This window comes from Streptomyces sp. NPDC047085 (assembly GCF_040643735.1).
GTDB lineage: Bacteria > Actinomycetota > Actinomycetes > Streptomycetales > Streptomycetaceae > Streptomyces.
Genome location: NZ_JBEYUW010000012.1, coordinates 36342 through 62404, shown reverse-complemented (window position 1 = coordinate 62404; position 26063 = coordinate 36342). Strand labels below are relative to the sequence as shown.

The 26063-nt window shown below is 70.5% G+C and carries 28 protein-coding genes and 1 riboswitch; of the genes, 13 read left to right on the top strand and 15 right to left on the bottom strand.

The features are described from left to right. Positions 1-57 precede the first annotated feature (57 nt). Positions 58-978, top strand: a complete 921-nt coding sequence (locus ABZ865_RS32330; protein ID WP_361238267.1) for a pyridoxamine 5'-phosphate oxidase family protein — start codon at positions 58-60, stop codon at positions 976-978. A gap of 14 nt (positions 979-992) precedes the next feature. Here the strand turns inward: ABZ865_RS32330 and ABZ865_RS32325 are convergent, their stop codons facing one another. Together ABZ865_RS32325 and ABZ865_RS32320 are read right to left on the bottom strand one after the other, a co-directional pair. Continuing rightward, positions 993-1649, bottom strand: coding sequence for a maleylpyruvate isomerase N-terminal domain-containing protein (locus ABZ865_RS32325; protein WP_361238264.1), 657 nt, complete (start codon positions 1647-1649; stop codon positions 993-995). Between the two features lie 129 nt (positions 1650-1778). After that, positions 1779-2456, bottom strand: a complete 678-nt coding sequence (locus tag ABZ865_RS32320) for a DUF4232 domain-containing protein (protein WP_361238261.1) — start codon at positions 2454-2456, stop codon at positions 1779-1781. 368 nt (positions 2457-2824) lie between these two features. On the opposite strand from ABZ865_RS32320, the gene ABZ865_RS32315 reads away from it, so the two are divergent. Beyond that, positions 2825-4324 carry a long-chain fatty acid--CoA ligase gene (locus tag ABZ865_RS32315; protein WP_361238258.1) on the top strand — a complete coding sequence of 500 codons (1500 nt, stop codon included), beginning with the start codon at positions 2825-2827 and terminating at the stop codon, positions 4322-4324. Positions 4325-4333: 9 nt separating this feature from the next. Here the strand turns inward: ABZ865_RS32315 and ABZ865_RS32310 are convergent, their stop codons facing one another. The 4 genes from ABZ865_RS32310 to ABZ865_RS32295 all read right to left on the bottom strand — a co-directional run bounded on the left by ABZ865_RS32310 (position 4334) and on the right by ABZ865_RS32295 (position 8536). Continuing rightward, positions 4334-5113 (bottom strand): crotonase/enoyl-CoA hydratase family protein, encoded by a 780-nt coding sequence (locus ABZ865_RS32310; RefSeq protein ID WP_361238255.1) that lies wholly within the window; start codon positions 5111-5113, stop codon positions 4334-4336. A 17-nt stretch (positions 5114-5130) separates the two neighbouring features. Beyond that, entirely contained in the window at positions 5131-6348 is a 1218-nt protein-coding gene (locus tag ABZ865_RS32305; RefSeq protein ID WP_361238252.1) for a CoA transferase, read from the bottom strand. A 10-nt stretch (positions 6349-6358) separates the two neighbouring features. Beyond that, complete coding sequence (locus ABZ865_RS32300) at positions 6359-7636, bottom strand: acyl-CoA dehydrogenase family protein (protein WP_361238249.1); 1278 nt, start codon at positions 7634-7636, stop codon at positions 6359-6361. Positions 7637-7888: 252 nt separating this feature from the next. Next, positions 7889-8536, bottom strand: a complete 648-nt coding sequence (locus ABZ865_RS32295; RefSeq protein ID WP_361238246.1) for a TetR/AcrR family transcriptional regulator — start codon at positions 8534-8536, stop codon at positions 7889-7891. A 150-nt stretch (positions 8537-8686) separates the two neighbouring features. Between ABZ865_RS32295 and ABZ865_RS32290 the strand changes: the two genes are divergently transcribed. From ABZ865_RS32290 to ABZ865_RS32260, 7 genes are all read left to right on the top strand, one after another. After that, positions 8687-9301: a methyltransferase domain-containing protein gene (locus tag ABZ865_RS32290; protein ID WP_361238243.1), complete on the top strand. Its 615-nt coding sequence runs from the start codon at positions 8687-8689 to the stop codon at positions 9299-9301. A 191-nt stretch (positions 9302-9492) separates the two neighbouring features. Beyond that, positions 9493-10086: a molybdopterin-dependent oxidoreductase gene (locus tag ABZ865_RS32285; protein ID WP_361238240.1), complete on the top strand. Its 594-nt coding sequence runs from the start codon at positions 9493-9495 to the stop codon at positions 10084-10086. Between the two features lie 22 nt (positions 10087-10108). Then, entirely contained in the window at positions 10109-10813 is a 705-nt protein-coding gene (locus ABZ865_RS32280) for an FAD-binding oxidoreductase (RefSeq protein ID WP_361238237.1), read from the top strand. A gap of 10 nt (positions 10814-10823) precedes the next feature. After that, positions 10824-11114, top strand: coding sequence for a DUF6510 family protein (locus tag ABZ865_RS32275; RefSeq protein WP_361238235.1), 291 nt, complete (start codon positions 10824-10826; stop codon positions 11112-11114). A 116-nt stretch (positions 11115-11230) separates the two neighbouring features. Beyond that, positions 11231-11905 (top strand): hypothetical protein, encoded by a 675-nt coding sequence (locus tag ABZ865_RS32270; protein ID WP_361238232.1) that lies wholly within the window; start codon positions 11231-11233, stop codon positions 11903-11905. A 489-nt stretch (positions 11906-12394) separates the two neighbouring features. Next, on the top strand, positions 12395-13144 hold the full coding sequence (locus tag ABZ865_RS32265) for an NAD(P)H-binding protein (RefSeq protein ID WP_361238229.1): 750 nt from the start codon (positions 12395-12397) through the stop codon (positions 13142-13144). A gap of 93 nt (positions 13145-13237) precedes the next feature. Beyond that, the gene (locus ABZ865_RS32260) at positions 13238-13534 is read left to right on the top strand and encodes a cupin domain-containing protein (protein WP_361238226.1); all 297 of its coding nucleotides are present in this window, start codon (positions 13238-13240) and stop codon (positions 13532-13534) included. A gap of 63 nt (positions 13535-13597) precedes the next feature. On the opposite strand, the gene ABZ865_RS32255 is transcribed toward ABZ865_RS32260, so the two are convergent. Further along, positions 13598-14128: a hypothetical protein gene (locus tag ABZ865_RS32255; RefSeq protein WP_361238223.1), complete on the bottom strand. Its 531-nt coding sequence runs from the start codon at positions 14126-14128 to the stop codon at positions 13598-13600. 29 nt (positions 14129-14157) lie between these two features. Beyond that, a riboswitch (cobalamin riboswitch) is annotated at positions 14158-14346 on the top strand. Between the two features lie 26 nt (positions 14347-14372). Between ABZ865_RS32255 and ABZ865_RS32250 the strand changes: the two genes are divergently transcribed. Together ABZ865_RS32250 and ABZ865_RS32245 are read left to right on the top strand one after the other, a co-directional pair. Beyond that, positions 14373-15482, top strand: coding sequence for a HoxN/HupN/NixA family nickel/cobalt transporter (locus ABZ865_RS32250; RefSeq protein WP_361238220.1), 1110 nt, complete (start codon positions 14373-14375; stop codon positions 15480-15482). 207 nt (positions 15483-15689) lie between these two features. Further along, positions 15690-15908 (top strand): hypothetical protein, encoded by a 219-nt coding sequence (locus ABZ865_RS32245; RefSeq protein ID WP_361238218.1) that lies wholly within the window; start codon positions 15690-15692, stop codon positions 15906-15908. Positions 15909-16156: 248 nt separating this feature from the next. Here ABZ865_RS32245 and ABZ865_RS32240 read toward each other — a convergent pair whose 3' ends face one another. From ABZ865_RS32240 to ABZ865_RS32210, 7 genes are all read right to left on the bottom strand, one after another. Continuing rightward, positions 16157-16684 (bottom strand): copper chaperone PCu(A)C, encoded by a 528-nt coding sequence (locus ABZ865_RS32240; RefSeq protein ID WP_361238216.1) that lies wholly within the window; start codon positions 16682-16684, stop codon positions 16157-16159. Next, entirely contained in the window at positions 16681-18939 is a 2259-nt protein-coding gene (locus ABZ865_RS32235) for a heavy metal translocating P-type ATPase (RefSeq protein ID WP_361238212.1), read from the bottom strand. Before ABZ865_RS32235 ends, ABZ865_RS32240 begins: the two co-directional genes overlap by 4 nt. Then, the gene (locus ABZ865_RS32230; RefSeq protein ID WP_361238821.1) at positions 18936-19190 is read right to left on the bottom strand and encodes a hypothetical protein; all 255 of its coding nucleotides are present in this window, start codon (positions 19188-19190) and stop codon (positions 18936-18938) included. Before ABZ865_RS32230 ends, ABZ865_RS32235 begins: the two co-directional genes overlap by 4 nt. 203 nt (positions 19191-19393) lie before the next feature. Further along, a complete protein-coding gene (locus ABZ865_RS32225) occupies positions 19394-20140 on the bottom strand; it encodes a YcnI family protein (RefSeq protein WP_361238211.1) in 747 nt (248 codons plus the stop codon). A 39-nt stretch (positions 20141-20179) separates the two neighbouring features. After that, positions 20180-20764, bottom strand: a complete 585-nt coding sequence (locus ABZ865_RS32220) for a hypothetical protein (RefSeq protein WP_361238208.1) — start codon at positions 20762-20764, stop codon at positions 20180-20182. A 109-nt stretch (positions 20765-20873) separates the two neighbouring features. After that, positions 20874-21491, bottom strand: coding sequence for a sigma-70 family RNA polymerase sigma factor (locus ABZ865_RS32215; RefSeq protein ID WP_361238205.1), 618 nt, complete (start codon positions 21489-21491; stop codon positions 20874-20876). A gap of 192 nt (positions 21492-21683) precedes the next feature. Then, a complete protein-coding gene (locus tag ABZ865_RS32210) occupies positions 21684-22421 on the bottom strand; it encodes a hypothetical protein (protein WP_361238203.1) in 738 nt (245 codons plus the stop codon). A gap of 266 nt (positions 22422-22687) precedes the next feature. Here ABZ865_RS32210 and ABZ865_RS32205 point away from each other — a divergent pair, with 266 nt between their 5' ends. Further along, entirely contained in the window at positions 22688-23830 is a 1143-nt protein-coding gene (locus ABZ865_RS32205; RefSeq protein WP_361238200.1) for an MFS transporter, read from the top strand. A gap of 113 nt (positions 23831-23943) precedes the next feature. Next, the gene (locus tag ABZ865_RS32200) at positions 23944-24840 is read left to right on the top strand and encodes a sugar ABC transporter permease (RefSeq protein WP_361238197.1); all 897 of its coding nucleotides are present in this window, start codon (positions 23944-23946) and stop codon (positions 24838-24840) included. On the opposite strand, the gene ABZ865_RS32195 is transcribed toward ABZ865_RS32200, so the two are convergent. Then, positions 24837-26009 carry an acyl-CoA dehydrogenase family protein gene (locus ABZ865_RS32195; RefSeq protein WP_361238818.1) on the bottom strand — a complete coding sequence of 391 codons (1173 nt, stop codon included), beginning with the start codon at positions 26007-26009 and terminating at the stop codon, positions 24837-24839. The two genes, ABZ865_RS32200 and ABZ865_RS32195, sit on opposite strands and share 4 nt — an antisense overlap. Positions 26010-26063 lie beyond the last annotated feature (54 nt).

The window sequence follows — 26063 nt, the reverse complement described above, 5'->3', positions numbered from 1 at the left end:
CGTCCAACGACACCATCACCATGACGACGACAGCACCATCAGGAAACGGTGACGATCATGCGAGCTCAACTCGGCGATCAACTCGTCATCGAGAGTCCGACGACGGGCACCACCCGGCGCGACGGCGAGATCGTCGGACTCCACCACGCGGACGGAACCCCTCCCTATGACGTGTGTTGGTCGGACACACACGAGGTCACGCTGGTCTTCCCCGGGCCCGACGCGCACGTCCGGCATCCCGAGCACCGGCCCGGGACCGGCCACGTGCCGTCCGGGCGGAGCACCGGTCAGGCGGAGGCCGCCACCGGCGTTACGGCCCCGCGGGTGACGGAACCGAATCCCGGCGACGTCGGCCGGCGTGTGGCCGTCGAGCGGGAGCGACGGGGCCTGAGCCGGGACGAAACCGCCCGCCGCGCCGCCATCGCGCCGGACTACCTCGCGTACCTCGAAGAACACCCGGCCGATCCCAGCCTGGCGACGCTCATCCGCCTCGCCTCGGCGCTCGGCACCAGCGTGGCAGCCCTGCGCGGGGGCGGTATCGATCTGCCGCCAGGACAGGGCCACGCGCTTCTGCGCCCCGAGCTCCGGGAACTCGGCCCCGACGAGTGCCGCGCGCTGCTGTCCACCCACGGTGTGGGGCGCATCGCGGTCTCGACCCCCGACGGTCCGGCGGTCGTCCCGGTGAACTACGAGGTCGTCGACGACGCGATCGCCTACCGGACGGCCCCCGACTCCGTGCCCGCGGCGGCCGCCGGTACGGAGGTCGCCTTCGAGGCCGACCACGTGGACGACGCCCTGAGCCAGGGCTGGAGCGTTCTTGCCGTCGGTCCGGCGCGCATCGTCACGGATCCGGATGCCGTCCGGCGGCTGACCGAACACGCCCACAGCGAGCCGTGGGCGGGCGGCAACCGTGAGATGTGGGTGTCGATCCGGCCCACACGACTCACGGGCCGCCGCATCCGCCCGGCCGACGAGTGAGAGGCCGCGGACGTTCAGCCGAGGACGAGCGGGAGTTTCGAGGCCAGCTGAGCGAGTTCGGCCGCCTCCGCGTCGGTCGGGGCACGCCGTCCGGTGCCGACCAGCAGCACGTCGCTGTCGGAGAACGACGCGGGGAACGCGGTCCCGGCGATCTTCTCCAGCATCTCGCGGGAACGGGCGAGGCTCTCGGCGGGCGGTTCCGCCGCGTCCGGGAGGTGTGCGATCAGATCGAGGTGGTGCAGGGTCCATTCCAGGACGTACGCGGAGAGGTAGTCGCCCGCGGTGAGCACTTCGTCGCGCGTGCTCACCCGGAGGGCGGGGTCGGCGAGTTCGGCCGCGCGCCCGGCTGCGGAGCCGACGTCGTCGAGGTGGAACTTCAGCAGCCACGGCTCCTCGTACGCGGCGGCCAGCCGGACGATCAGCGCGTCGAGCGGGTCCTCACCGGTCGGCGGTGTCGCGGTGACCTCCCAGTACGTCACCGCGTCGCGGGTCGGTTCCGCTTCGGTGGGCGTCACGAGGGTGATGAGGACGTCCTGAGCGTCGATGACCAGGTGGCAGACCAGGTCCCGGACGAGCCAGCCGGCGCAGCCCGACGGCCGGGCGAAGTCCTCGTCCGCGAGATCGGCGACCACCGCGCGCAATGCCGTCCACGAGCGTGAGAAGAGATCCACATCGGCACGCTAGTGCGGTGCCGGAACGGCGGACAAGCGCAATTCGGGCAGTGGGCCCACTGACGCCGCGACTGGTGCCGGTGGGAAGCGCGAAGTACGGCGGGCCCAAGCAGAGGCGATCAGAGGCGATCAGACGTGAAAGGCCCCGAACTTCAGGTCGCGCCCGCAGACGTTGAAGACGGCCGCGGACCCCGTGCCGCTGGTGACCTTCACCGCGCGTCCTACGTCCTTGGGCAGCGCGATCTCCACGCTCGACGCCTGGATCCCGCATGTCTCCCGCGCCGACTCGGTGCCCTCGAAGTTCAGATCGGTGTAGAGCACGCTCGCCGTGGCGGTGGCGCCGGGCGCGAGGTCGACGGCATCCGTCCCCGCGGCGGAGTTGTCGGCGTCCAACGGGCCGCTCTTGCCCTGGTCGTCCTTGGCGACGAGGGTGGTGGCGCCGACGATCGTGCACGCCTTGCCCGAGATGTTGGTGATCTTCACCGTGGCGGTCGCCGGCCGGGTCCGGGTCGCGTGCGTGGCAGCGGCAACGAAGGCCGCCTTCGTCGTCCGAGAGGTGCACGCGGCGACCGCTCCGTCGCCGCCCCCACTGCCCGCGGACGCGGATGCGGATGCGCTGCTCTTGCCCGCGTCGGAGCCGGGGGACTCGGTGGCGGAGCCGGCGGTGCCGCCCTTGGCCGAGGCCGAGGCCGAGGCGGTGGGGTCGGTGGGCTTGCTGTCCGAGGCGGTGTCATCGCCCTGACAGGCCGTCAACGTCAGCCCGGCGGCCAGTACGGCGGCAGCGGCGATGGCGGTACGAACACGCATGGGATCTCCCTATTACCAAGCGGTAGCGTCGTCTGGTCAGACGGACACTACTGTGCCGCGGTTCAGTAGTTCCGCGTGACAAGGGCCACAGCCCTCGAATTGAGTACGTGCGTCGAACAGCCCGTAAAAACAGGCCACTTCACATGTCCCGACGGTCCTCGTGCCACGCGGGGAGCCTGTGCCCGGAGGGCGCTCGCCGGGCCGGCGGCGTCGCGCCCGTCGAGAGCCCGACCGCTCCTCTCCCCGGTCCCCGGCCTGCGGTGGCGTGGCCGCTTCCTCGGGGCGTAGCGTCGATATGGGCGAGCGCCGCAGGGCCCCGCCGACGTCACGTTCGGGTGGTCCGCGGGACGGCGGGGAGAGGAGCCGGCATGAATCTCGCATCGCACGTGGTCTCCAGCGCCCGCACTCACCGGGATCGCACCGCGCTGCGTCTCGAGGACGACCGGATCTCGTATCGAACGCTCGACGAGGACAGCGCGCGCCTGGCCGGACTGCTCCACGACCGTGGTGTGAAACCCGGCGACCGTGTCGGGATCATGCTGCCCAACACCCCGGAGTTCGCCGTCGCCTATTACGGCGTGCTCAGGGCCGGCGGCGTCGTCGTTCCGATGAACTTCCTGCTCAAGTCCCGGGAGGTTGCCTACCACCTCGGCGACTCGGATGCCCGGCTGATGTTCGCCTGGCACGACTTCGCCGACGAGGCGCGTAGCGGTGCACGCACGACCGGGGCCGACGCGGTCGTCGTGGAACCCGGCGGATTCGCCACTCTGCCCGGGTCCGGGGCGCCCGCCGAGGACATCGTCGACCGGCAGCCGGACGACACCGCGGTGATCCTCTACACCTCCGGTACGACCGGTCAGCCCAAGGGCGCCGAACTGACCCACGCGAACCTCACCCGGAACTGCGAGATCGCGGCCGGCGTGGTCCGGCTCACCGCCGACGACGTGATCTTCGGCGGGCTGCCGCTGTTCCACGCGTTCGGGCAGACCTGCACGCTCAACGCCTCCGTCGCCTCAGGCGCGTGCCTCACGCTGCTGCCGCGCTTCGACGCCAAGAAGGCCCTGGCGATCCTCGCCGAACACGGCGTGACCGTGTTCGCCGGGGTGCCGACGGTGTTCAGCCGGCTGTTGGAGCCGCCCGACCGGGACGCCTACGACCTCTCCCGGCTGCGGCTGTGCCTCACCGGCGGTGCGGCGATGCCGGTCCATGTCCTGCACGCCTTCGAGTCCGCGTTCTCCACTGTCGTACTCGAGGGGTACGGGCTGTCGGAGACCTCCCCGATCGCCTCGTTCAACACCCTCCAGGCCAAGCGCAGGTCCGGCTCGGTCGGCACCCCGATCGAGGGCGTCCGGATGCGGGTGGTCGACGGCCATGGCGCGGAGGTCCCGCAGGGCGAGACCGGCGAGATCGTGATCCGCGGGCACAACGTGATGAAGGGGTACTGGAGGCGCCCCGCGGAGACCGCCGCCGCGATGCGGGACGGCTGGTTCCACACCGAGGATCTCGGCCGGGTGGACGAGGACGGCTACTTCTGGATCGTCGGACGCGAGAAGGACCTGATCATCCGTGGTGGGTACAACGTATACCCGCACGAGGTCGAGGCCGTGCTGTACGAGCATCCGGCGGTGGCCGACGCGGCGGTCGTCGGCCTGCCCCATGCGGATCTCGGTCAGGAGGTCGGCGCCGCGGTCGTGCTCAAGCCCGGCGCCGACGCGACGGCCGAAGAACTGCGTGCCTACGTCAAGAGCCAGGTCGCCGCGTACAAGTATCCGCGGAAGGTCTGGATCGTGGACTCGCTGCCCAAAGGGCCCACCGGCAAGATCCTCAAGAGGGAGATCGTCCCGCCGCCCGCGGTGAGCGGGCAGTGAGCCCGGGTATCAGCGACCGTGCCAGTGGGGTGAGCGCTTCTCGGTGAAGGCGCGGGCGCCCTCCTGCGCGTCCTGGGAGGCGAGTACGGGCGCGACGATCCGGTCCTGATCGCGCAGGGCGTCCTGATCCCGGAAGGCGGTGCGCTCGTTGACGACGCGTTTGACGGCCGCGATGGCCAGGGGCGCGTTGTGTGCGACACGGTTGGCGAGTTCCAGGGCCTGGGTGAGCGCCTCGCCCGGTTCGGTGAGGTGGTTGACCAGGCCGAGTTGCTCGGCGCGTGCGGCGGGCAGGGGGTCGCCGGTGAGCAGGAGTTCCAGAGCGATGTTGCGGGGGATGCGTTCGGGAAGGCGCACCATGCCGCCTTCGGGGGGCACGATGCCGTAGTGGACCTCCGTCTGGCCGAAGGTCGCGTTCCGGGCGGCCACGATCATGTCGCAGGCGAGCGCCATCTCCGTACCGCCGCCCAGCGCGTAGCCCTCGACGGCGGCGATGAGGGGGGTCTTGATGTCGGCGCGGGTGATGCCCGCGAAGCCCCGTCCGGGGATGACGGGTGTGTCGCCGGCCGCGAACGCCTTGAGGTCCATGCCCGCGCTGAACACGCCGCCCGCGCCGGTGAGGATGCCGACCAGGAGGTAGTCGCGGGCGTCGAGTTGGTCGACGGCGGCGGCCAGCTCGCGCGCGGTCGCGCCGTCGATGGCGTTGCGGGCCTCCGGTCGGTCGATGGTGATCACGAAGATGCCGTCGCGTTCTTCGGTGCGCACGGACGAGGTGCTCGCGGCCTCAGTCATGGTGGTGGTTCCCTATGTCAGTTGATCGTTTGGTTCTGGCGCAGCTCTTCGATCCCGGCATCGTCGTAGCCGAGGTCCCGGAGCACCGACTCGGTGTGTTCGCCCAGGTCGGGAGCCGGGCGCGGGCGGACCTTCTGCTCCTGGTCCAGCCGCACGGGGCTGTCGATCGTCAGGTACGGCTCGGGGCTGCCGTCGTCGACGGGCACGAGGATCTTGTTGGCCACGAGCTGGGGATCGTGCGCGAACTCGTCGATGGTCTGGACGACTCCGTAGGTGAGGCCCGCGCGGTCGAGCAGTTCACGCCACTCGGCGAGTGTCCGGGTCGCGAACGTCCCGTCCAGCACGGCGGCGATCTCGGCCGCGTGGGCGCGGCGGCTCGGCATATCGGCGTACTTGGGGTTCTGTGCCGCCTCGGGGTGGCCGATGGCCTGGAGGAACAAGGGGACCTGCTTGTCCTCGTTGGCGAAGGCCAGCAGCAGCCAGCGGTTGTCCGCCGTGCGGTAGGCGTTGGCGAGCGCGTTCGGCGGGTCGGACCGGTCGGCCGGGCTGGGGGCCTTCCCCCCGACGAGTACGGCTTGCAGCCACATGCCCGCCGCCCACGCGCCCTCGGCGATCAGCGACGCCGTGACGCGTGCGCCCTCACTGGTCTTCTCTCGCCGGTACAGCGCGGTCATGATCCCGGCGAACAGGGAGACCGCCGTCGGGTGGTCGCCCGAGCCGAACGCGTTCATCGCCGGCGCTGCGTCCCGCTGACGCGTCACGTCCATCAGGCCGCTGCGCGCCCAGAACGCGGTCACGTCGAACCCGGGCAGGTGCGCTTCCGGGCCCTCCTCTCCGAAGCCGGTGACATCGGCGTAGATCAGCCGGGGGTTGAGGGGGGCCAGATCGTCGTAGTCCAGGCCCAGCTTGGCCCGGGTGCCCGGTGGGAAGTTGGTCACCAGCACATCCGCCCACTTCACCAGCCGCTCCACCACGGCTCGGGCGGCGGGCGACTTCAGGTTGAGGGCGATGCTGCGTTTGTTGCGGTTGTCCAGCTGCCAGGGGTAGTTGACACCGTCGACTCGGGGGTTCGGGGGCATGCGGTGGAGTCCCCGGTAGGTGTCACCGGTGCGGGGTGGTTCGACCTTGACGACGTCGGCGCCGAAATCGCCGAGCATGCCGGCCGCGGCAGGGCCGGCGATGAAGCTGGCGAGGTCGACGACGTGCAGTCCCTCCAGCAGGGGCGTGTTCGCCATGACCCCTCCCTCAGTGGCCGGAGGCGGGGGGCACGAAGGCGTTGAATCCCGTGATGTCCCGGCCGACGATCAGCGCCTGCACCGTGTCGGTGCCCTCGTAGGTGTTGATGGCCTCGATGTCGCACAGGTGCCGGGCCACGTGGTAGTCGAGGAGGATGCCGTTGCCGCCGAGCATGTCACGGGCGTCGAGGAGGACGGCCCGGGCCCGCTCGGTGTAGTGCATCTTGGCGAGGGCCACCCGCGGCATCGAGTACTTGCCCTCGTCCAGGAGCTGGCTGAGCCGGTACTGCATGCACAGCATGTCGGTGATGTCGGCCAGCATCCGCGACAGCCGGTACTGGATGAGCTGGTTGGCCGCCAGCGGGACCCCGAACTGCTTGCGCTCCTTGACGTACGCCAGAGCCGTCTCGTAGCCGCGGATGGCGGCACCGATCGACTCCCAGGCCACGCAGAACCGCGAGGCCAGCAGCACCTTCTCGGTGTCGCGGAAGGTGTTCACGTTCGCCAGCCGGTTCTCGGCGGGCACCCGGACGTCGGTGAGCGCGATCTGCGCGTTCTGCACGCAGCGCAGCGCCGTCTTGCCTGTGATGACCTCGGCTTCGAAGCCCGGCGTGCCCCTCTCGACGACGTAGCCGCCGACGTGGCCGTCGTCGCCCCGGGCCCAGACGATCACGTAGTCGGCGAAGGTCGCGTTGCCGATCCAGCGCTTGTGGCCGTTGAGCACGTACGAGTCGCCGTCCTCGCGCGCGGTGGTCTCCAGCTTGACCACGTCCGTGCCGTGCGCGGGCTCGGTCAGACCGAAGGCACCGATCTTCTCCATGCGCGCCATCGCCGGGAGGAAGCGCTGCTTCTGCTCCTCCGACCCCAGCAGGGCGATCGAATTCATGGCCAGGGCCGAGTGCACACCCATGAACGTCGACATGCTCAGGTCGCCGCGCGCCAGCTCCAGGATCGCCACGCCGGTCGTCACGTTGTTCAATCCCGGGCAGCCGTAGCCCTGGATCTGGAAGCCGGAGATGCCCAGCTGTGCCAGCTTGGGGACCAGCTGGTGGGGAAACTCCGCCCGCTCCCAGTACGGATTGATGATCGGGGTGACCTCCTGGTCCATGAACTCCCGGACCTTCGTGCGGAGCGTCTGCTGATGCCCGTCCAGCAGATCGTTCAGCAAGTAGTAGTCCGTGTGCTCGGAGCCGCCCAGTGCGGGAGGCTGGACGACCGGGTGCCCGTTGCCGGAACCCACGGTCACGAGATCGATGCCCGCCGTCGCGGTGCCCTGCATCGCATTCATCTGCCGGCGCTCCTCTCAGGACCCCCTCTGTATTCTGTTGAATCCCCTTCGTATTCCGTGCCCCATCTCTTTCATGCTAGAGGCATCGAGTGGCCGCGCAATTCGGGCACTGCCACATGCTCAACCGGCCATAGAAACATGCGAGTTGGTGCCACTCTCGATCGAGAGCCGGCAGATCGGCGCCCGGAGCACACGGAATCAAGAAACGCGTCAATCCGGCCGACACCGGATAAACAATGGAGGTCGGAATAATTACTGGAATTGTGTTCCCTTTTCTTGTTCCTCGCCGTCGCGCGGCAGCAATGACCGCAGAGCCAGGTCCGTCAGTTCAGCCTCGAGTCTGTCGCTGTCGGAAACCACCGCCGCACGGAAGGGGCGGCCCGCCAGAACCGAGATGAGCCACCACGCTGCGGTGTGAGGGTCGATGTCGTCCCGCACGTCGCCGGCCGACTGGCCGCGGCGGAGCAGGTCGGCGAGCGTGTCGGCGAAGTGCTGGTGGACCTGGCGCAGGGCCGCGCCGAGTTCCAGGTCGTGGGCCAGCGCGGTCGCGTCGGCGAAGAGGAAGCCATGTGCGCCGGGCTGGTGGAAACGGTCCATGTGGGCCGGGTCGAGGAAGGACGCGAGCACCTCGGGCACCGGGCGGCCCGCGTCCGCGGCCTGGTGCAGGAGCGCGGACACCGCGTGGGTGGCGTGGTCCAGGGCAGCGCGGTAGAGCGCGGACTTGGAGCCGAAGTTCTGGAAGACCACCGGCTCGGTGACACCCACGCGCTTGGCGATGTCGGAGACCTTGCCGCGCTGGTAGCCCGTCTCCGAGAAGACCTCCGTGGCCGCGGCCAGGATCGACGCGCGGCGCTCGGCGGCGGACAGGCGGGTGCGCGTGCGGGAGCGGGGCTCGGTCATGTCGGCCATCGTATGCCGCCCTCGTGCCGCTCTTGCGCTCTTTCTTAGTCGGGACTAAGTTGAGCGTACTTAGTCGTGACTAAGTTATGGAGGAGGGTCATGTCCCTCGGACGCCTCATGCAAGGCAAACCTCACGCGGACACGCCCGGCGTGACCATCGGAACCCCTCGCGCGTACGAACTCTGCGGCGCCCTCTGCTTCGTCGGCCGCCGCGACCGCGCCTTCTCCCGGCTCGCCGAACTCAGCGGCGCCGAACCGGGCGACCGCGTCCTGGACGTGGGCTGCGGCACCGGCTGCCTGACCCGGCACATGGCCGCCCGGGTCGGCCGCGACGGCTCGGTCACCGGCGTGGATCCCTCACCGCCGGTCCTGGATTACGCCCGCGGCAGGAAACCCCGTTCCGGCAGCGCCCGTTGCGCCTACCAGGAGGGCATCGCCGAGTCCCTCGACCAGCCGGACGCCTCCTACGACACGGTCGTCACCAGCCTGATGCTCCATCACCTGCCGGAAGACCTCCGGCCCACCGCCCTGCGCGAGATGCACCGCGTCCTGCGGCCCGGCGGACGGCTGTTGGTGGTGGAGTTCCGCCCGCCGAAGAGCGCGATCGGCCGCCATCTGGTGCATGGCGGAGCCGGGCGGGCCATGGCTCACCACCAGGTGGATCTCCTGGACGACCTCATCGCGGACGCGGGATTCGAGGTGAGCGGACACGGCGACGTACGCCCCTGGCTGTACTACGTACAGGCGCGACGCACGGGGCAGTGAGCAGCGCACACGGCAGCGACCGGGCGCCGACCACGTCGGGCCGGCGGGGGAGGCCGACGTCCTGAGTGATTCATACCGGGCACCGACGATGGCCCAGCCGACCGTGTCGGTCGTTTCGGGGTCGATGGCCACGGCGGGCACGAATAGTCACATCCGGTTAGCCTTCCAATACGAAGGGTGGTGAGTGACTCGTGGTCACCCGTGGATTCACAGGCCGTCCTCGACGCACGGAGGGCGCGGTCCCTCCGGGGCAGTACGTCACCGACGACTTCCCCGTGCTCACGGCGGGGCCGACCCAGCACGTACCGAACCGGGCGTGGGAGCTGGTGGTCACTGACGGGACCACGGAGCGGACCTACGCATGGGAATCGCTCCGCGGTCTGGGCGTAGTGGACCTGACGACTGATATCCACTGTGTCACGCACTGGTCCAAACTGAGGACGACCTGGCAGGGCGTTCCGGTGGCGGCCGTGCTGGAGGACGCAGGGGTGGCCGACGAGCCCTACGCGCTGGTGTCCTCCTACGGCGGCTACACGACGAATCTCCTGGTGGAGGATCTGGTGGACCGCGACGCGATCGTCGCGGTGGGCTACGAGGGCGGTCCCATCCCCGCCGAGCACGGCGGGCCGGTCCGGCTGCTGGTGCCGCACCTGTATCTGTGGAAGTCCGCCAAGTGGCTGCGCGGGATCCGTGTGATGCCCGAAGACGAGCTGGGATTCTGGGAAACCGCCGGCTACCACCACCGCGGTGACCCGTTCCTCGAGCAGCGTTACTACGGGAGCTGACCGATCAGCCATGCCACCGCGATTGCGACCTGTCCAAGGCTGGCGAACCGTCACCGTCGCCGGTACAACGCGTGAGACCGCCTCCGCGCGCAGCATCCGGTTCACCGTCGCCGACTGGCCGGGCCATGTGGCCGGCCAGCACATCGACGTCCGGCTCACCGCCGAGGACGGGTACCAGGCCACCCGCAGCTACTCCCTGTCCTCCGCGCCTGACGAGGCGCCGCAGATCACCGTGGAACGGGTGGACGACGGTGAGGTGTCCCCGTACCTGGTCGACATCGCCACTGACGGTGATGTCCTGGAGGTCAGGGGACCGGTAGGGGGCTACTTCGTGTGGGAGCCCGACGACGCACCGCTGCTCCTGGTGGCCGGCGGCTCCGGCATCGCGCCGATGCGCGCGATCTGGCGCGCCGCCCGCGCTCACGGCACCCCCGTGCGACTGGTGTACTCCGCGCGTACGGCCGATCGGGTCATCTTCGGCGACGAGCTGAGCAGTCCCGGCGGGCCGGAGACCACCATTCGGCTCACCCGGGAACGGGCGCCGGGATTCGAGTACGGCCGGCTGAGAGCCGATCAGCTGAGTGCGCTCCTCGGTTCCGGTGGCGTTCGCGAGCCGCGGCTGCGGGTTTACGTGTGCGGTCCGACCACATTCGTGGAGGACACTGCCCGCGCACTGACCGACGCCGGCGCGGACACTGACCTGTTGAGGACAGAGAGGTTCGGATAGGAGCCCCGACGTGAACGCAGAGGAAGACCTCCTCTCGGTGCATCCAGAGGACGGCTACGTGGACGGCAACGCCGTGGCCGGAGCGTTGTCGCTGGTCCTGGGCCGGGAGGCAAGCACGATCGTCCTGGAGTGCGCCGCGTGCGGCGATCGGCACCGCGTCGCCGAGACCCGGGTCTACCTGCGCTGTCCCGGCATGGTGGTGCGCTGCCCAGCGTGCTCGGAGTGCGAGGCGCTGCTCGTCGACCGCCCCCACGGGCTACAGCTCACGCTGATGTCGATCCGTACCTTGCAGCTGCCGTGACCCTCCGCCCCGCCGAACCGATGACCTCCCCTGTGGCGAGCTCTTCGTCGCACTCACTGCTGACGGCACCGGCGGGCCCTTTCACACTCTTCGACGACTGAGGTCACACTCGGGGGATGAGAGAGCTCAAGGGTGTTGATGCCGGGACGCCGCATGCGCAATTTCTGGCGACCGAGCACTGGAGTCTGCTGGCGACGCGGAACATGACGTGGCAGGAGATCTTCAGCCGCACCGGGACGTATCTGACGGTGCTGTCGGCCGCGGTGGTGGCGCTCTCGCTGGTGGCCAACGCGACCCAGTTCGGGTCGGGATTCACGACGTTCGCGTTGCTGGTGCTGCCCGTTGTCCTGCTCGTCGGGTTCGGGACGTACTTCCGGCTGATCGAGGCGGACATCGAGGACACCTGGCTGATCATCGGCATGAACCGGCTGCGGCACGCATACGTCGAGCTCGCACCGGAGCTTGAGCCGTACTTCGTCGCGAGCCACCACGACGACCCGCCAGGGATCTGGACGACCTACAGCTTCCGCCGTCGGCTCGGGGTGACGCACTGGCTGTCCGGCTCACCTGTCGTCGTCTGCGTCATCAACTCCGTCGTCACCGGCGTGCTGGCCGCGGTGGTCTGCGAGGCCGCCGGCGCCGGGGACACCCTGCGGACCCTGGTCGGCTCCGCCATCGCCATCCTGACCGCGGTCGTCCTCGGGTTCCTCGGCCTCCGCAAGGTGCACGAGGTCTCCCGCAGCTATCGGCCACGCTTCCCCAGTGACGAAGCGCGACGGTCGGCGGGTTGAGGCGGCCTGAGCCCTGGCGGTCGGCCGCATGGTCGACGTCCTGCCGATCGAAGCGCCGACCGTACGGGGCGGTCAGGGACGCGACCAGCGGCTCGAGGTCCTGGTCGGCCGCCAAGGCACGTGAGGCGGTGGCGAAGACCACGCTGCTCGGTCGCGGTCCAGGAACGAACCCCGGCAAGCCGCTCGACCTTCCTCGCCCATGCCTCGGCCGCAGCCCGCGGCACCAGCGGCGGCCGCCGCATCCACCTGCGCATCTTCGCGACCTGGCCCTGGCGGCACGATGATCCGACCAGCTCGGCCATGCGAAGTGAAACAGCGAAGGCTAGCGTGGTTGGGGGGCCGGCTGAAGCCGAAGGGCTCGTGCCGCAGTCTGTCTTGTGTCACAAGCACATCCCTTGGTGGTCTGCTGAGACTCAGTCTCAAGACCTGGGATCCGTTCGTTCACCTCCACGACGACTGGCTTAGTCAGCGTGCGAAATGAGGCGCACCATGCGAATCGCTGTCGCCGGTGCGACCGGCAATATCGGTGCCCGCACTGCCTCGTTCCTCGAGCGTGCGGAGCACGAAGTCATACCCATGAGCCGCTCTCTCGGCGTTGACCTGATCACGGGCGAGGGCTTGGACACGGCACTCGAAGGCGTTGACGCGGTGGTCGATGCCATCAGCTCCCCGCCGGTCAGCCCCGACGAGACGCGCGCCTATTTCGGCACTGCCACGAGAAATCTTCTCGCCGCCGAGGAGCGCGCGGGGGTGCGGCACCACGTACTGCTGTCGATCGTCGGAATCGACCGGGTCACAGGTGGTACGGCCCACTACTCGGGCAAGCGCGAGCAAGAGCGTCTGATCGAGGAGGGCCGGGTGCCGTGGACGATCGTGCCCGCTACACAGTTTCACGACTTCGCGGCGTTGGCCGCCAGCTGGACAGAGCGCGACGGCGTGGCCACCATCGCCCCGCTGCTTGTTCAGCCGATTGCACCCGACGACATAGCTCAGGTCCTGGCCGAGGTCGCGACCGGGGAGCCGCGGGGCCGCTACGTCGATGTCGCCGGCCCTGAGCCGCAAGACCTGGTCGACATGGCCCGCCGCACCCATGACGTTCTCGGGCGCAAGGTGAAGCTGGTTCCGACGTGGTCGGGCCCCCTTGATGTGTCGATGGCCGGCAATGTGCTGCTGCCCGGCGAGAACGCCCGTATCGCCCCGACGACGTTCGACCAGTGGCTTGCGGCCGGGGCGCGATAGGAGGAAACGATGGACCCCTATGAAAAGGCGTAGAACACTCGGACCGACCTTCAGAGCATCACCCCGCCCTTCATACCGGCAGACGCCGAGGTGATGACCGTGCGGATCGAGTATCCTCCCGGCGGTCCCGGCGTGCCGCCGCACCGCCATCCCGGCGGGCCGTGTTTCGGCTACGTCCTGGAGGGCGAAATGGGACGACGACGAGCTTCAGCAGAGCGGTTGGGTAAGGCGTTCACCATCCTGAGGGCGAAAGGCTGCTCGCAGCCCGTGGCCGGCGTTGAGGCGAGGCAATGTCCGACCTGGCTGCCGGGCGCCTGCTCTACGTCGGTACAGTCGCCCACCACGCGTCGACCCCCTTCCGCCACGGGTCAGCACCGCAACGAACCCTAGATCACCTCAGCTTCCCAAGCTCAGGTCTCGTCCACGCGACCGTTCAGATGGAAGAGGAGCCACTCAAGCCAGTCCGGTGTGACACGCGTTCAGCGAGCGAAAGACCCGGTCGTCGAGGATCAAGGCCCGATCACATGTGGCTTCACGGTCGTCCACGGCCGCGAACCATTTGGTGAAGAAGGATCGCCCCACTCCCTTAAGGGCGAACTGCCGGTAGGCCCCGCTCAGGTCTCCGCCTCGGACCGCTTCGCGCGTGGTCCGGAGGACTCCGGGCAGGCGCGGGTCGGACAGGGCCGCTTCGGTGTACCGCGGCCCACGTCCGTTGGTGGTACCTGAGCCCCAGATCATGACAGCGACGAACAGGTCACGCAGGCCATCGGCGTCATCACCAGCGTGGTCACGAAGACGGGCCAAGTCGCCCCGATCGATGAGACGGTCACCGCCCGGACCACTCGCGGATTCAACGCCGATATCGAGTACATGCGCCGCCCCGTGCGACACCAACCGCGGGCGCCACGTTCCGGGACGGAAACGCACGGGCTTCTGTACGGATTCGCCGTAGCGGACAACGAGCCTCTGAAGCTGCTCCACCATGCTCCCCCTGGCCATGACGGCGGCGTGCCGTAGGGTGGGCGGGCCGTGGTGTTCGGGAAGACCGGTGAAAGCTCTCAGGAGCTCAGTCCGGAGCGGCCCTCGCCACTGTGATCGGGGAGTTCCCACCCCACGTATGCCACTGGCCTCACGGCCGGGAAGGCAGGGGCGGGCGCGTTGACCCGTCAGCCAGGAGACCGGCCACGGCATCACGAAGCTGATCCACGAGGTGCTGGAGCGTGACCGTATGACCGTGTCCCAAGGCGTGCCCGAAACCGCCGCCGCCCCGTCCTTTCGCTGGCGCCGCGAGGACACCGTCCGAACCGCCGGCCTGCTGGCGGTGATCATCGCTCTCCATGTGGTCGCGTTCGGGATCCTGTTCCTGCTCGTGGTCCCGCGGCACTACGAGGTCGGCTCCAAGGCGTTCGGCATCGGCCTGGGCGTCACGGCGTACACGCTCGGCATGCGGCACGCCTTCGACGCGGACCACATCGCGGCGATCGACAACACCACCCGCAAGCTGATGGCCGACGGCAAGCGGCCGGTGTCGGTGGGCTTCTGGTTCGCCCTCGGGCACTCCAGTGTCGTGGTCGTGATGGCCGCGCTGGTCGCCGGAGGCGCGAAGCTAGCCGGCACCCTGATGAACGACGGCTCCCGAACCCACCAGGTCCTGGGCACCGTCGGCACCATGGTCTCCGGGGGGTTCCTGTACCTCATCGCCGCCCTCAACCTCGTCGCGCTGTTCGGCATCCTGCGCGTCTTCCAGGCCATGCGCGCCGGACACTACGACGAGGCGGAGCTGGAGGCGCACCTGGACTCGCGCGGTTTCATGAACCGCATCCTGGGCCGGCTCACCAAGTCCATCCGCCGGCCCGGCCAGATGTTCCCCCTCGGTTTCGTCTTCGGCATCGGCTTCGATACCTCGACCGAGGTCCTGCTCCTCGCCCTGGCCGGCAACGGCGCCGCCGCCGGGCTGCCCTGGTACGCGGTCCTGTGCCTGCCCCTGCTGTTCGCCGCAGGCATGAGTCTGTTCGACACCCTCGACGGCACGTTCATGAACTTCGCCTACCAGTGGGCGTTCTCCAACCCGGTGCGCAAGGTGTTCTACAACCTCACCATCACCGGCCTGTCCATCGCCGTGGCCTTCTTCGTCGGCACCATCGAACTGGTCGGCGTCCTGCACGACAAGCTCGGCCTGAGGGACGCGGTCACCGGCTGGATCGCCGGGCTGGACCTGGACAACGTCGGCTATGTCATCGTCGGTCTGTTCGTGGTCGTCTGGGCCGTGGCTGTCGCGTACTGGCGACTGGCCAAGGTCGAGGAACGCTGGACCGCCCGCACCGCCGACACCGGCTGACGGCGACGCAGCCGTCGCCTCGGTCCGCCCCCCGAGACGCTTCTTCGCATGCACCGCGCGTGCCATGAGTCGTTGAACGGCGCCGCCGAGTTCCCGCGAAGTGACGTGGCGTTTGCCATGAGTTGGGCCCGTTTCACACACCTCGCGCACGGGGCATCGTTGAAGTGCCGGACCGCCCGGCGCGCCGGAAGCGAACGAGGTACGCAGATGCCCGAGACGAGCCCGGAACCGATCGCGACCTTCTGCGGGAGCTGCAACTGTGGTTGTCCCCAGCTCTTTCTCGACCCGGACGCACCCGAGGACAGGCGGGTGCGCATCACCGACGACTTCGGACAACAGGTGCAGATGAGCGAGGAGCAGTTCGCCGACCTCGTCGCCCAGGCCAAGGCGGGCGCCCTGGACCGGCTGACCGCGACACCGGTGTGATACCGGTGCACTAGCGAGGGAACTGCGGCGGATCAGGTCCCGCGGCAGACGGACGGGCCACGGTGGCGGCAACCAGGATCCACGCCCCGCCGATCCGCGACCCCAGGTGTCCGGCTCGGGTGGCCTTCTGTTCCCACGGCCAAACCTACGGTGTCCCGCAGGGCGGAACCCGCCGGACCGTGGCCCCGACGTCTGACAGACGTCTTACGGACCGCCGCCCCGGCGGCACGTTTGCCGACCCGCTTCTGTCACGTTCCCTCCTGGCCCGCACGGACCACGACCGCGAGGGTCTTCACGGCCCCGCTGTGCTCGAAGTACAGGGTGAACGTGACAAGGTCACCGGACTGCCAGCCCGTCTTCGCCGGCACGGTCACGTCGAGGCTGTTCGGGGACATGGCGAGGCTGTCGCCGGCCGGAACGGTGACCGAAGCCACCGTCTGTGCGGATGCCGAGCGGCCGCCGGTCATACGGTGGCGGCTGAGTGTGACGGCACCATCGGCCTCGGTGGACGTCACCTTCAGCAGCCGGTCCGCCGAGCCCCCGCTGTTGGTGATCCGGAAGAAGGCCGCAGTGTCCCGGTTGTCGCCGTAGGGCAGGAGCACCTGGCTCTCGGTGACCGCGATACGGGCTGGGCTGCCTGCGTTGCCGTAGGCGGTCCACATGCTCAGACCGCCGAGCGCGAGGCCGCATGCGGCGACAGGCGCGAGTGCGGCGAGCAGCGTGTCGGTGAGCCTGCGGCGGATGGGGCGCCAGAGGGCCTTGGCCTGGTCGGTCATCGGGTACGCCTCCGGGCGGCGGGCGACGGCTGCCAGGCGCGCAGGCGCAGGCTGTTGGTGACGACCAGCACCGAGCTGGCCGACATGGCCGCTGCGGCGAGCATGGGGTTGAGCAGGCCGACCATGGCGAGCGGGACGGTGACGACGTTGTAGCCGAAGGCCCAGGCGAGGTTGGCGCGGATCGTGCCCAGCGTGCGCCGGGCGAGCCTGATCGCGTCCGTGAGGGCCTCGATGTCGCCGCGTACCAGCGTGACGTCGGCGGCGCCGATCGCGACGTCCGTGCCGCTGCCCATGGCGATGCCCAGGTCGGCGCAGGCCAGTGCGGCGGCGTCGTTCACGCCGTCGCCGACGACTGCGACCCGGTAGCCCTGCTCGCGCAGGTCCCGGACGAGGGCGGCCTTGTCCTCGGGGGTGCGGCGGGCGTGCACCTCGTCGATGCCCAGGGCGGACGCGACGGCCCGGGCGGGCGCCTCGCGGTCGCCGGTGGCGAGCACGGGGCGCACGCCGAGACGTCGCAGTCGGTCGACGGCCCGGTAGCTGCCGGGGCGTACGACGTCCCCGATCTCGATGAGGGCTTCGGCTGTCCCGTCCACGCGGACCAGTACGGGCGTGTGGGCGGCGGCTTCGGCCACGAGCAGGGCGTCCGCGAGTGCTGCGGGCAACTCGTCGTCCGGAGCGAGGACCTCGACCAGCCGTCCCTCGACCCGGCCGCGCACTCCCTGTCCCGGCAGGGCGTTGAACTCGCTCACGTCCGGCAGTCGTTGCTTGCCGAGCTCCCGCCGGGCGTATGCGGAGACCGCCCGGCCGAGGGGGTGTTCCGAGCCCTGCTCGACGGCCCCCGCCAGCCGCAGTACCGCGTCGCGGTCGAGGCCGTCCGGTACGGCGGTGATCCGGGCGACGCTCATGTGGCCGGAGGTAAGTGTGCCGGTCTTGTCCAGGACCACGGCGTCGAGGTGCTGAAGCCCCTCCAGTGCCTGCGGGCCGGAGACGAGGACGCCCAGTTGGGCGCCCCGGCCGGTCGCGGCCATCAGCGCGGTCGGGGTCGCGAGGCCCAGCGCGCAGGGACAGGCCACGACCAGGACGGCCACGCAGGCCGTGATCGCCGCCTGGGGTTCGGCACCCGCGCCGAGCCAGAAACCGAGCGTCGTGACGGCCAGCGCCAGCACAACGGGTACGAAGACGCCGGCCACCGAGTCTGCCAGCCGCTGGGCGCGCGCCTTGCCCGCCTGCGCCTCGGTCACCAGCCGGGTGATCCGGGCGAGTTGCGTGTCGGCGCCGACTGCCGTGACCCGTACGAGCAGCAGCCCGCCGGCGTTGACGGCCCCGCCGACCACGGCCGAGCCCGGCCCGACCTCGACCGGCTCGCTCTCCCCGGTGACCAGGGACAGATCCACGGCGGAACTGCCCTCCACCACCTCACCGTCGGTGGCGACCCGTTCCCCGGGCCGCACGACGAAGACCTGCCCGACCCGCAACTCCTCCAGTGGAATCAGCCGCTCGGTATCACCGTCTCGTACGGCCACCTCCTTGGCGGCGAGCCGGGCCAGCGAGCGCAGTGCCGCCCCGGTTCCGCGCCGCCCGCGTGCCTCCAGGAACCGGCCCGCCAGCACGAACAGCGGGACTCCGACAGCCGCTTCGAGGTAGATGTGCGCCACGCCGCCCGAGGCAGTGGGGACGAGCGTGAACGGCATCCGCATCCCGGGATCGCCGGCTCCCCCGAGGAAGAGCGCGTACGCCGACCAGGAGAAGGAGGCTGCCACGCCCAGCGACACCAGCGTGTCCATGGTCGCCGCGGAGTGCCGCAGCCCCCGTACCGCCCGGAGGTGGAAGGGCCAGGCGCCCCACACGGCGACGGGCGCCGCGAGGACGAAACACAACCACTGCCAGTTGCGGAACTGCAGGGCGGGCACCATCGACAGCACGAGGACGGGGAGCGCAAGCAATGCGGTGACCAGCAGCCGGTGACGCTCTTGCCGTGCTTCGCCGGATGCCTCGTGGTCCTCACGCTGTTGCCTCTTGGGCGGCTCAGGCAGGGCAGCCGTGTAGCCCGCCTTCTCGACCGTGGCGACGAGTTCCGCCGGGCTCACGTGCGCCGGGTGGCTGACCCGGGCTCGTCCGGTGGCCAGGTTGACGGCCGCCGTGACTCCGTCCAGCTTGCCGAGCTTCCTCTCGACGCGTTTCACGCAGGCCGCGCAGGTCATGCCGCCGACGGTCAGATCCGTCGTCACCAAGGTGGTCACCGGTTCGGCGCTCAATGGTCGCCCCCCTCGTGCATGTCCATGTCTCCCATGCGCCCACTTCCGCCCGTGCCGCTGGGCCTGTCGTGCCCTGCGGTCCCGGTGCCGTGCATGCCGGGTGCGACCGGACCGGCGGCGGACCCGGCGGCGTACGACATTGCGAACATCAGGGCAAGGAGCACGAGGAAGCCACAGAGTGCGGGCGGGGGTGTCATCTTCCGCAGGGCCGTGCTCGCGCCCGCGAGGAAGGATTGCCGGGACTCGTCCATCAACCGCGTCTCCAGGTCACGTCGTACGGCATTGCTCAGATCGCGTCGTACCGATTCAGGGGTCGGCCCGGCCACGGGCCGAGTTCCGGAGCATGCGCGTGGCGCGCGTCACGCGAGGGACGGCGTCTCGCACACGTTGGGATGGCAGTCGGACGGTTTGCCCTGCCGTGGGAAGAGTCGGCAGGGCACGCCGCATTGCCGAATTACTCGCCCCGGGTCCCGGCGGAGCGGCCCCTCACGACGGCGAAAGCCGCCGCGGCCAGGCCCAGCACACCCACGATCAAGCCGGCGACACCGAGCCCGCGAGCCGTCGAGTCACTGCTGGACGCGGTGGACTTGGAGCTGTCCGAGCTCTTCGGCGTCGCCGAGGAGGCGGCGGAGGCGCCGCTGCCCTCCCCCTGGGCACCCTTCGCCGTGAGCTTGAGGACCGGCGCCGGGTTCTCCGGCTCCTCCCCTCCCGACGGCTCCTCGATCCAGCGCACGGTCTTGCCGTCGGAGTACGTCTGGAGTGTCTTGAAGGTCAACTGGTCCGTGTTGTCCGGCAGCTGTCCGAACGCGACGTTGAAGTCCTCGTACTGGCCGGGGGCGATCTTCCCGCCGGTCCAGGTGATCTCGGAGACGGCGTCGGTGATGGTGCCGTCGTCGGTCTTGACCGGCGTCTTGAGCTTGGTGTTGGTGACCTTGGCGGTCCAGCCGTCCTGCGGTGAGACGAGCACGCCGAGGACGGGGTGGTCGGTGGGCAGGAAGACCTGGACCTTGGTGGTGCTCGCGCTGTCCTCCTCGTTGGGGACGCGGAAGGACAGCACACCGTCCGTGGCGCCCTTGGCGTAGCTGTCGGGGTGGACGGTGACATGCGCGGAGGCGACGCCCGCGGCGGCGAGGACGCCGGCGGCAGCGAGCGCGGTGACGGCGCCGACGCGGCGCAGAGTGGTGGTGCGAGTCGTGGACATGGCTGAGGGGATCTCCGTACCTGAGGAGGGATGTCGAGGTCAGATGGCGTACGACTTCCCCGTCGGCGGTCCGCGCCGGTGCACGGCGTACCGCAGCCGCATCCGCCACAACGACCACGCCTCGTCCACCGCGCGACGTACGAGACCTGTCGCCGGCGTTACGTCACAGGCTCCTCCAACCACCTGCCACCAGGCGGCAAGCCCCGGTACGAATGCGATCGCCCAGCGCAGCAGCGACCACAGCGCGGCCTCACCGCGCCGCAGCCACCAGGTCAGCAGAGCGGCGGCTACGAAATGGACCGCGGTGGCGTGGGGGGTGAGCGCGCGTGCGTGGCTCATCGTCATGCCCTGCATGGCCATCGCCGTGTGGTGCGGCTGGGCGGCGTGGAAGACGAGGTGCAGCCCGCACTGGCTGGCCAGGGTTCCCCCACCGATGCCGGCCAGCGACCGCTCGCGGCCGCCCAGCAGGCAGCCGGCCGCGAAGACCGGCACGACGGCGGCGATCTGCACCCACACCAGCGGCGCCTGGCCCGTGGCCAGCACATGTGCCCCGGCGGCGAGCAGCACGCACAACACGGCGAACACTGCCGCGCGCAGCATTCGCACCGCCGGGGACACCCTCATGGCATCCGATGCTGCCACGCGGCCCACGCACCACCTGGTCAACTCTGTCCTTCCTTTACGAGTCGCGGCCCGGATCGGTTGGCGATCCGGGCCGTCGCCGTACCACCGGTCAGGCCGCGGCGGGCATCGGTGCCAGGTGCTCGGCCTCGTCCAGCCACGCGATCAACGACGTGCGGGCACGGGCCACGCGCGAGCGCACCGTGCCCACCGGGCAGTCGCTGACGCGGGCCGCCTCCGCGTAGGGGAGGCCGACCATCTGGGTGAGGACGAACGCCTCGCGGCGGTCGTCGGGGAGCGTGTCCAGCAGTTCGGTGAGGGCGACGCCGTCGTCGAAGCCGGGCAGGCCGCGAGGCTGGGTGCGTTCGGCGGCCGACTCCCAGTCGTCCGTGTCCGACAGACGGGGGCGGGAGGAGCTGTAGCGGATGCTGTCGATGAACGCGCGGCGGGCGATGGAGAGCAGCCAGGTGCGGGCCGAGGAGCGGCCTTCGAACCGGTGCAGGCTGCCCAGGGCCCGCAGAAAGGTGTCCTGGGTCAGGTCGTCGGCACTCTGGGGGTCGGCTCCGAGGTACGTCACGTAGTGGCGGACGTCTCGGTGCAGGGCGCGTACGAAGTGGTCGACGGCATCGGGGTCACCGTTGCGGGCGGCGAGCGCCCAGGCCGTGATCGACTCTTCTCGCGAGTCCGTTCTCGACTGTTCGCACGCTGGAGCCAGGGCAGGAGTGATCACCTGGGGTCTGTCCTTCTCGGGAATCAGGTATCCGGTGTCCAGCCGGCGCGCGCCACAGGGCAGCGGGCAGCACGGCGGAACCGGTGAAGGGGTGGACGGCCGGGCACGGGAGCGCGCGGCCGGTGCCCGAGGCGGAGAACCGACGGCTCGACGGCTGTGGGTAGTGGACCGACCTCGGGGAACCAGCTGTCGTCAGGCGACAGCGACCCCGGCGGGCGGACCCCGAGAAGTGATCGCGTGGGAGAGGAGAAGGCGGCGCGGTGCCCGGTCCGACGTCGCTCGGCGGGCGCGGACACGCGGCCGGTGCGGCGGTGCGGGCAACCGGAACAGCAGGCTCAGCGGTGCGAAGAGCCAGCCGGCGACGGCCCGCAGGATCCGGAAGGCGGCACGTTCGCCATGGGCCAGCCACAGGCCGCACAGCAGTGCGGCCAGCAGGTGGGCGGCGAGCATGCCGGTCGCGGACATTCCGCCCATGTCATGGCCGAGGGAGGCCGGGGACCCCATGTGGTCCATCGAGCCCATGGAGTGCATGGCCGCCATCCCGTGGTCCATGGAACTCATCGACCCCGACATGGCGTGATGCTCCGCGCCCGACGCCGACGGCATCGGGTCGCATGCGAGGTAGGTGAGCCACTGCCGGGCCAGCGATGTCCCGCCGGACGGTGCCGGGTGTACGACGGCCTGAGCGAGAGCGAACGACGAGTGGAGTACGGCCTGGGCGGCCACCGTGACGGAGACGACGAGCAGCGGCCCGCGTTCCCGGTCGGCCAGCAGCCAGGCCGTACCGCCGGTCGCCGCAGCACCCGCGGTCATGGCCCACCAGGGCACCGCGGTTCCCGACATCATGATGTGGCCCAGGGCGGCGAGCAGCACACAGACGGCCGCGAACACCGCGGCCCGAACTGTGCGAGAACACCACCCTGTCGTCATAGCGGCCCCATCCTCGCATCCGCGCCTCGATGATCACTGGAGGGTACGGACATCGGTCTGACGCGCCCTCACACCGTGCCATGTGATCCAGGCCACAGCAACAGGCCGGAACTCGCCCGTGATTGCGCCCGACTTCTCTCCAAGGCCCGTTGAAAGCCCCGCTGATGTCCGGGGCGGGAGGAGGAGCGGTGGCCGCGGATCAGAGTCAGCCCCAGAGTCCGGTCCGGACGGCGGGCGGGAGCGGCCCGGCGCAGCCGACCAGTGCCATGACCGCACTGCTGACCTGCGCCATGGCCTTCTCGATGATGCAGCTCTTCCTGCTCGGCGCGCTCGGGCCGCGGCTCGTGGACGACCTGAAGGTGTCGCCGACCGTGCTGGGGTTGACGACGACCGTCGGCTTCGGCGCCGCGGCCGTGCTCTCGCCGACGGGCGGGCGTGTGGTGGACCGGCTGGGTCCGCGCCGCTGCCTGGTCGCGCTGCTGCTGGTGTCGGCGGTGGCGCTGGCGCTGATCGGGTCGGCGCCGGACGCCGCGTTCCTGCTGGCGGCGGTTGCGCTGGGCGGGCTCCCGCAAGCACTGGCGAACCCCGCCACGAACAAGGCGATCCTGGCCGCCGTACCGGCGGAGCGACGTGGCTCGGTGACCGGGATGAAGCAGTCCGGGGTGCAGCTGGGCGCGTTCGCGGCCGGGCTGCCGCTGGCGGCGCTGGCCGGGGCGGCGGGCTGGCGGGGCGCGGTGTGGACGGCGGCTGCGGCGGCCGTGGTGGCGGCAGTCTGGGCGGCTCGCACCTTGCCCGCCGACCCACCGCCGAAGGCCGCGCCCGCCGCGTGGGTCCCGCGCGGCATGATCGCCTGGCTGGCCGTCTTCTCTCTGCTGCTGGGCTGCGGCATCGCGTCGGTGAACACATATATGGCGCTGTACGGCACGCGGCGGCTCGGGCTCGGGCCGACCGCGGCCGCTGCGCTGGTGGCGGTGCTGGGCATCGCGGGCATCGCCGGGCGGGTGGGCTTGTCGAAGGTGGCGGGGCAGCCGGGCCGGGGGGTGTGGCTGCCGGGCGGCCTGGCCGCCGGTGCGGTGGGAGCCGCGCTGCTGCTGGCGGCCTCGTCGTACGCGCACCCGCTGGCGTGGGTCGCGGCGCTGGCCGTCGGCACCTTCGCGGTGTCCGCCAACGCGGTCTCCATGGTCCTGGTGATGCAGCGTGCGGCACCTGGCCGGGCCGGACAGGACTCGGCGCTGGTCTCGGCCGGCTTCTTCGCCGGGTTCGCGATCGGCCCGCCCCTGTTCGGACTGCTGGCGGACGCCGGGCGGTACGGGACGGGGTGGCTGCTGGTCGCGGGCGAGTTCGTGGGGGCGTGCACGGTGGCGCTGGTGTGGGCAGTGCGGGACCGGCGTTCGGCCGTACGGCGATGAGCACATCGCAGGCTCGAAGCGAAACCGGTGTTCCGCGCTGGGCCCGGACCGCCTTGGAGTCCGTCCTCGAGCGGGCCGCAGTCACGAGCGCCCAAGTCGCGGACCGATTCCCATTGTTCGCAGATCCCAGCACCGGCCGGTGGACGACGACCGGCCGGGGCTCTTGGACGGGCGGCTTCTGGGCAGGGCTGCTGTGGCTGCGCGCCCGGCATACGGGGGACGCGGGCGACCGCGAGGCCGCGGTGCGGTGCACCGATCGGCTCGCTTACTGGGTGGACGCCGACACAGCCACGCGCGGTCTGATCTTCTGGTACGGGGCCGCGCTCGCCGACACTCCGGAGGCCGCCGTCCTACGAGACCGGGTGGCCCATGCCTGCCGGGACGCGTACGACGGTGAACTCGGCCTGGTCCCCTGGGGCTCGGCGTTCGGCGGCCCCCGCCTCCTGGCCCGTGTGGACGGCGTTCCTGGCATGGTGCCTTTGCTGGCCACGGTTGACGAGCGGGCAGCCGAGTCCCATCTGCGCCACCACCTCGAACTCTGCCTCGGCAAGCACGGGGTCCGCTGGTCCTGGCGGTACGAGCGCCCCGGGGGCTGGACGCCCTGTGACGATCCACCGCCCGGCTGGAGCCGGGGCCGGGCCTGGCTGCTGCTGGCCGTGGCTGACGCCGTACACCGTCTTGAGGCCAACGATCTCAAGGACGGCATACGCCACTTGGCGGGCGCGGATGCCGTACCGCCGGCCGACGAAGGGCACCCGGAGAGCCCACTCGACACGTCCGCCGCCGCCATCACCGCCGTCGCGCTGCTCAAGCTCGGCCACACGGACAGGGCCGTCGCACTGCTCGACGAGTTGGTCCACGCACATCTGTCGGCCGACGGCCGTCTCCTGAACGGCTGCTACGACCTCGCCTCCAGTACCGCGACTCGACACGAGCTGATCTGGGGAGACTTCTTCCTCGCCTACGCCCTTGCCGCACTCACCGGCCTGGTCAGCCCGCATGAAGCCTAGGTGGCGCGGAGCACCCGTCGCGCGACCGAAGTGATGTGCAGTTCGTCCGGCCCGTCGAGGATCCGGGCCGCCCTCCCGGTGCGGAACAGGGAGGGCAGGGCGGTGTCCGGGCCGAGGCCGGCCGCGCCGTACACCTGGATCGCCGCGTCGGCCACCTCCTGGAGCGTGCGAGCCGCGGCCACCTTGGCGAGACCCACCTCCACATGGGCATCGAGGCCGGCCTCCAGCCGTGCCACGGCCTCGTACACCAGCGGGCGGGTGGTGCGCAGTGCGAGCAGGGACTCGAAGACGTGGCGCTGGACGAGCTGGAGGTCTCCGAGCGGGCCGCGGGACCGGGTACGGGTCATGGCGCGCGAGCGCATCAGCTCGAAGGCCCGCCCCGCCTGCCCCAGCCAGCGCAGACACCGCAGCGTGCGACCGAGTTGGAGTCGCTCGCCGGCGACATCCAGCGCCTTGCCGCGCTCGCCGATCAGGTGGTCGCCGTCGACCACGACCCCGTCCAGTTCGATCTCCCACTGCCCGCCCGCGCCGAGCACCGGCAGCTCCCGGACGACACGGAAGCCCTGCGAGCGGGTGGGCACCAGGAACAGCGACAACCCTTCGCGGTCTGGTGGTGTGCCGTCCGTGCGGGCGAGCACCGTGACGAGGTCGGCGTCGGCAGCACCGCTGGTGAACCACTTGCGGCCACTCACGCGCCATGTGCCGTCGTCTCCGGGTACGGCACGCGTGGTGGTGAGGAAGGGGTCGGTGCCGGGCGTCTCGGGCTCGGTCATGGCGTAGCAGGCCCGTACGTCCCCGGCGACCAGGCGCTCGGCGTATCGCTCACGGACCGTGGGGCTGCCGTGCCGCCACAGCATCAGCACGTCGAGGAGGGGTGCCGCGCCGAGAGCGGCCGGGCCGTGGTCGCTGGCGCCCTCGGCCTCGGCGACATGCGCATACGACCTCAACGGCAGGCCCTGTCCGCCGAGCTCCGCGGGAAGCGGCAGCGCCCACAGCCCCTCGGCCTTCGCCTCGCCCTGGAGCCTGCCCATCACGGCGGCGGCCTCCGCACCACCGGCGTTCAGCACGGGCTCGCAGGGCACCACCCGGCCGCCCACGAACTCCGCGACGCGATCCCTCACCTCCACTGCCTCCGCCGGGCATTGGGGCGTTCCGGTGATGGCCTCCATACGGGTGTCCGTCACTTTCCTCGAAGTCCGCGGGAACCCCGGCCGCCGGCCGTC

Excerpts from the sequence above, each read along its gene's own strand:
- ABZ865_RS32205 (WP_361238200.1), top strand. The coding sequence starts at position 22,688 with ATGACCGCACTGCTGACCTGCGCCATGGCCTTCTCGATGATGCAGCTC.
- ABZ865_RS32195 (WP_361238818.1), bottom strand. The coding sequence starts at position 26,009 with ATGGAGGCCATCACCGGAACGCCCCAATGCCCGGCGGAGGCAGTGGAG.
- ABZ865_RS32260 (WP_361238226.1), top strand. The coding sequence starts at position 13,238 with ATGACCGTGCGGATCGAGTATCCTCCCGGCGGTCCCGGCGTGCCGCCG.
- ABZ865_RS32210 (WP_361238203.1), bottom strand. The coding sequence starts at position 22,421 with ATGACGACAGGGTGGTGTTCTCGCACAGTTCGGGCCGCGGTGTTCGCG.
- ABZ865_RS32240 (WP_361238216.1), bottom strand. The coding sequence starts at position 16,684 with ATGACCGACCAGGCCAAGGCCCTCTGGCGCCCCATCCGCCGCAGGCTC.
- ABZ865_RS32270 (WP_361238232.1), top strand. The coding sequence starts at position 11,231 with ATGAGAGAGCTCAAGGGTGTTGATGCCGGGACGCCGCATGCGCAATTT.
- ABZ865_RS32245 (WP_361238218.1), top strand. The coding sequence starts at position 15,690 with ATGCCCGAGACGAGCCCGGAACCGATCGCGACCTTCTGCGGGAGCTGC.
- ABZ865_RS32225 (WP_361238211.1), bottom strand. The coding sequence starts at position 20,140 with ATGTCCACGACTCGCACCACCACTCTGCGCCGCGTCGGCGCCGTCACC.
- ABZ865_RS32220 (WP_361238208.1), bottom strand. The coding sequence starts at position 20,764 with ATGAGGGTGTCCCCGGCGGTGCGAATGCTGCGCGCGGCAGTGTTCGCC.
- ABZ865_RS32310 (WP_361238255.1), bottom strand. The coding sequence starts at position 5,113 with ATGACTGAGGCCGCGAGCACCTCGTCCGTGCGCACCGAAGAACGCGAC.
- ABZ865_RS32315 (WP_361238258.1), top strand. The coding sequence starts at position 2,825 with ATGAATCTCGCATCGCACGTGGTCTCCAGCGCCCGCACTCACCGGGAT.
- ABZ865_RS32320 (WP_361238261.1), bottom strand. The coding sequence starts at position 2,456 with ATGCGTGTTCGTACCGCCATCGCCGCTGCCGCCGTACTGGCCGCCGGG.
- ABZ865_RS32295 (WP_361238246.1), bottom strand. The coding sequence starts at position 8,536 with ATGACCGAGCCCCGCTCCCGCACGCGCACCCGCCTGTCCGCCGCCGAG.
- ABZ865_RS32250 (WP_361238220.1), top strand. The coding sequence starts at position 14,373 with ATGACCGTGTCCCAAGGCGTGCCCGAAACCGCCGCCGCCCCGTCCTTT.
- ABZ865_RS32230 (WP_361238821.1), bottom strand. The coding sequence starts at position 19,190 with ATGGACGAGTCCCGGCAATCCTTCCTCGCGGGCGCGAGCACGGCCCTG.
- ABZ865_RS32305 (WP_361238252.1), bottom strand. The coding sequence starts at position 6,348 with ATGGCGAACACGCCCCTGCTGGAGGGACTGCACGTCGTCGACCTCGCC.
- ABZ865_RS32265 (WP_361238229.1), top strand. The coding sequence starts at position 12,395 with ATGCGAATCGCTGTCGCCGGTGCGACCGGCAATATCGGTGCCCGCACT.
- ABZ865_RS32330 (WP_361238267.1), top strand. The coding sequence starts at position 58 with ATGCGAGCTCAACTCGGCGATCAACTCGTCATCGAGAGTCCGACGACG.
- ABZ865_RS32255 (WP_361238223.1), bottom strand. The coding sequence starts at position 14,128 with ATGGTGGAGCAGCTTCAGAGGCTCGTTGTCCGCTACGGCGAATCCGTA.
- ABZ865_RS32300 (WP_361238249.1), bottom strand. The coding sequence starts at position 7,636 with ATGAATGCGATGCAGGGCACCGCGACGGCGGGCATCGATCTCGTGACC.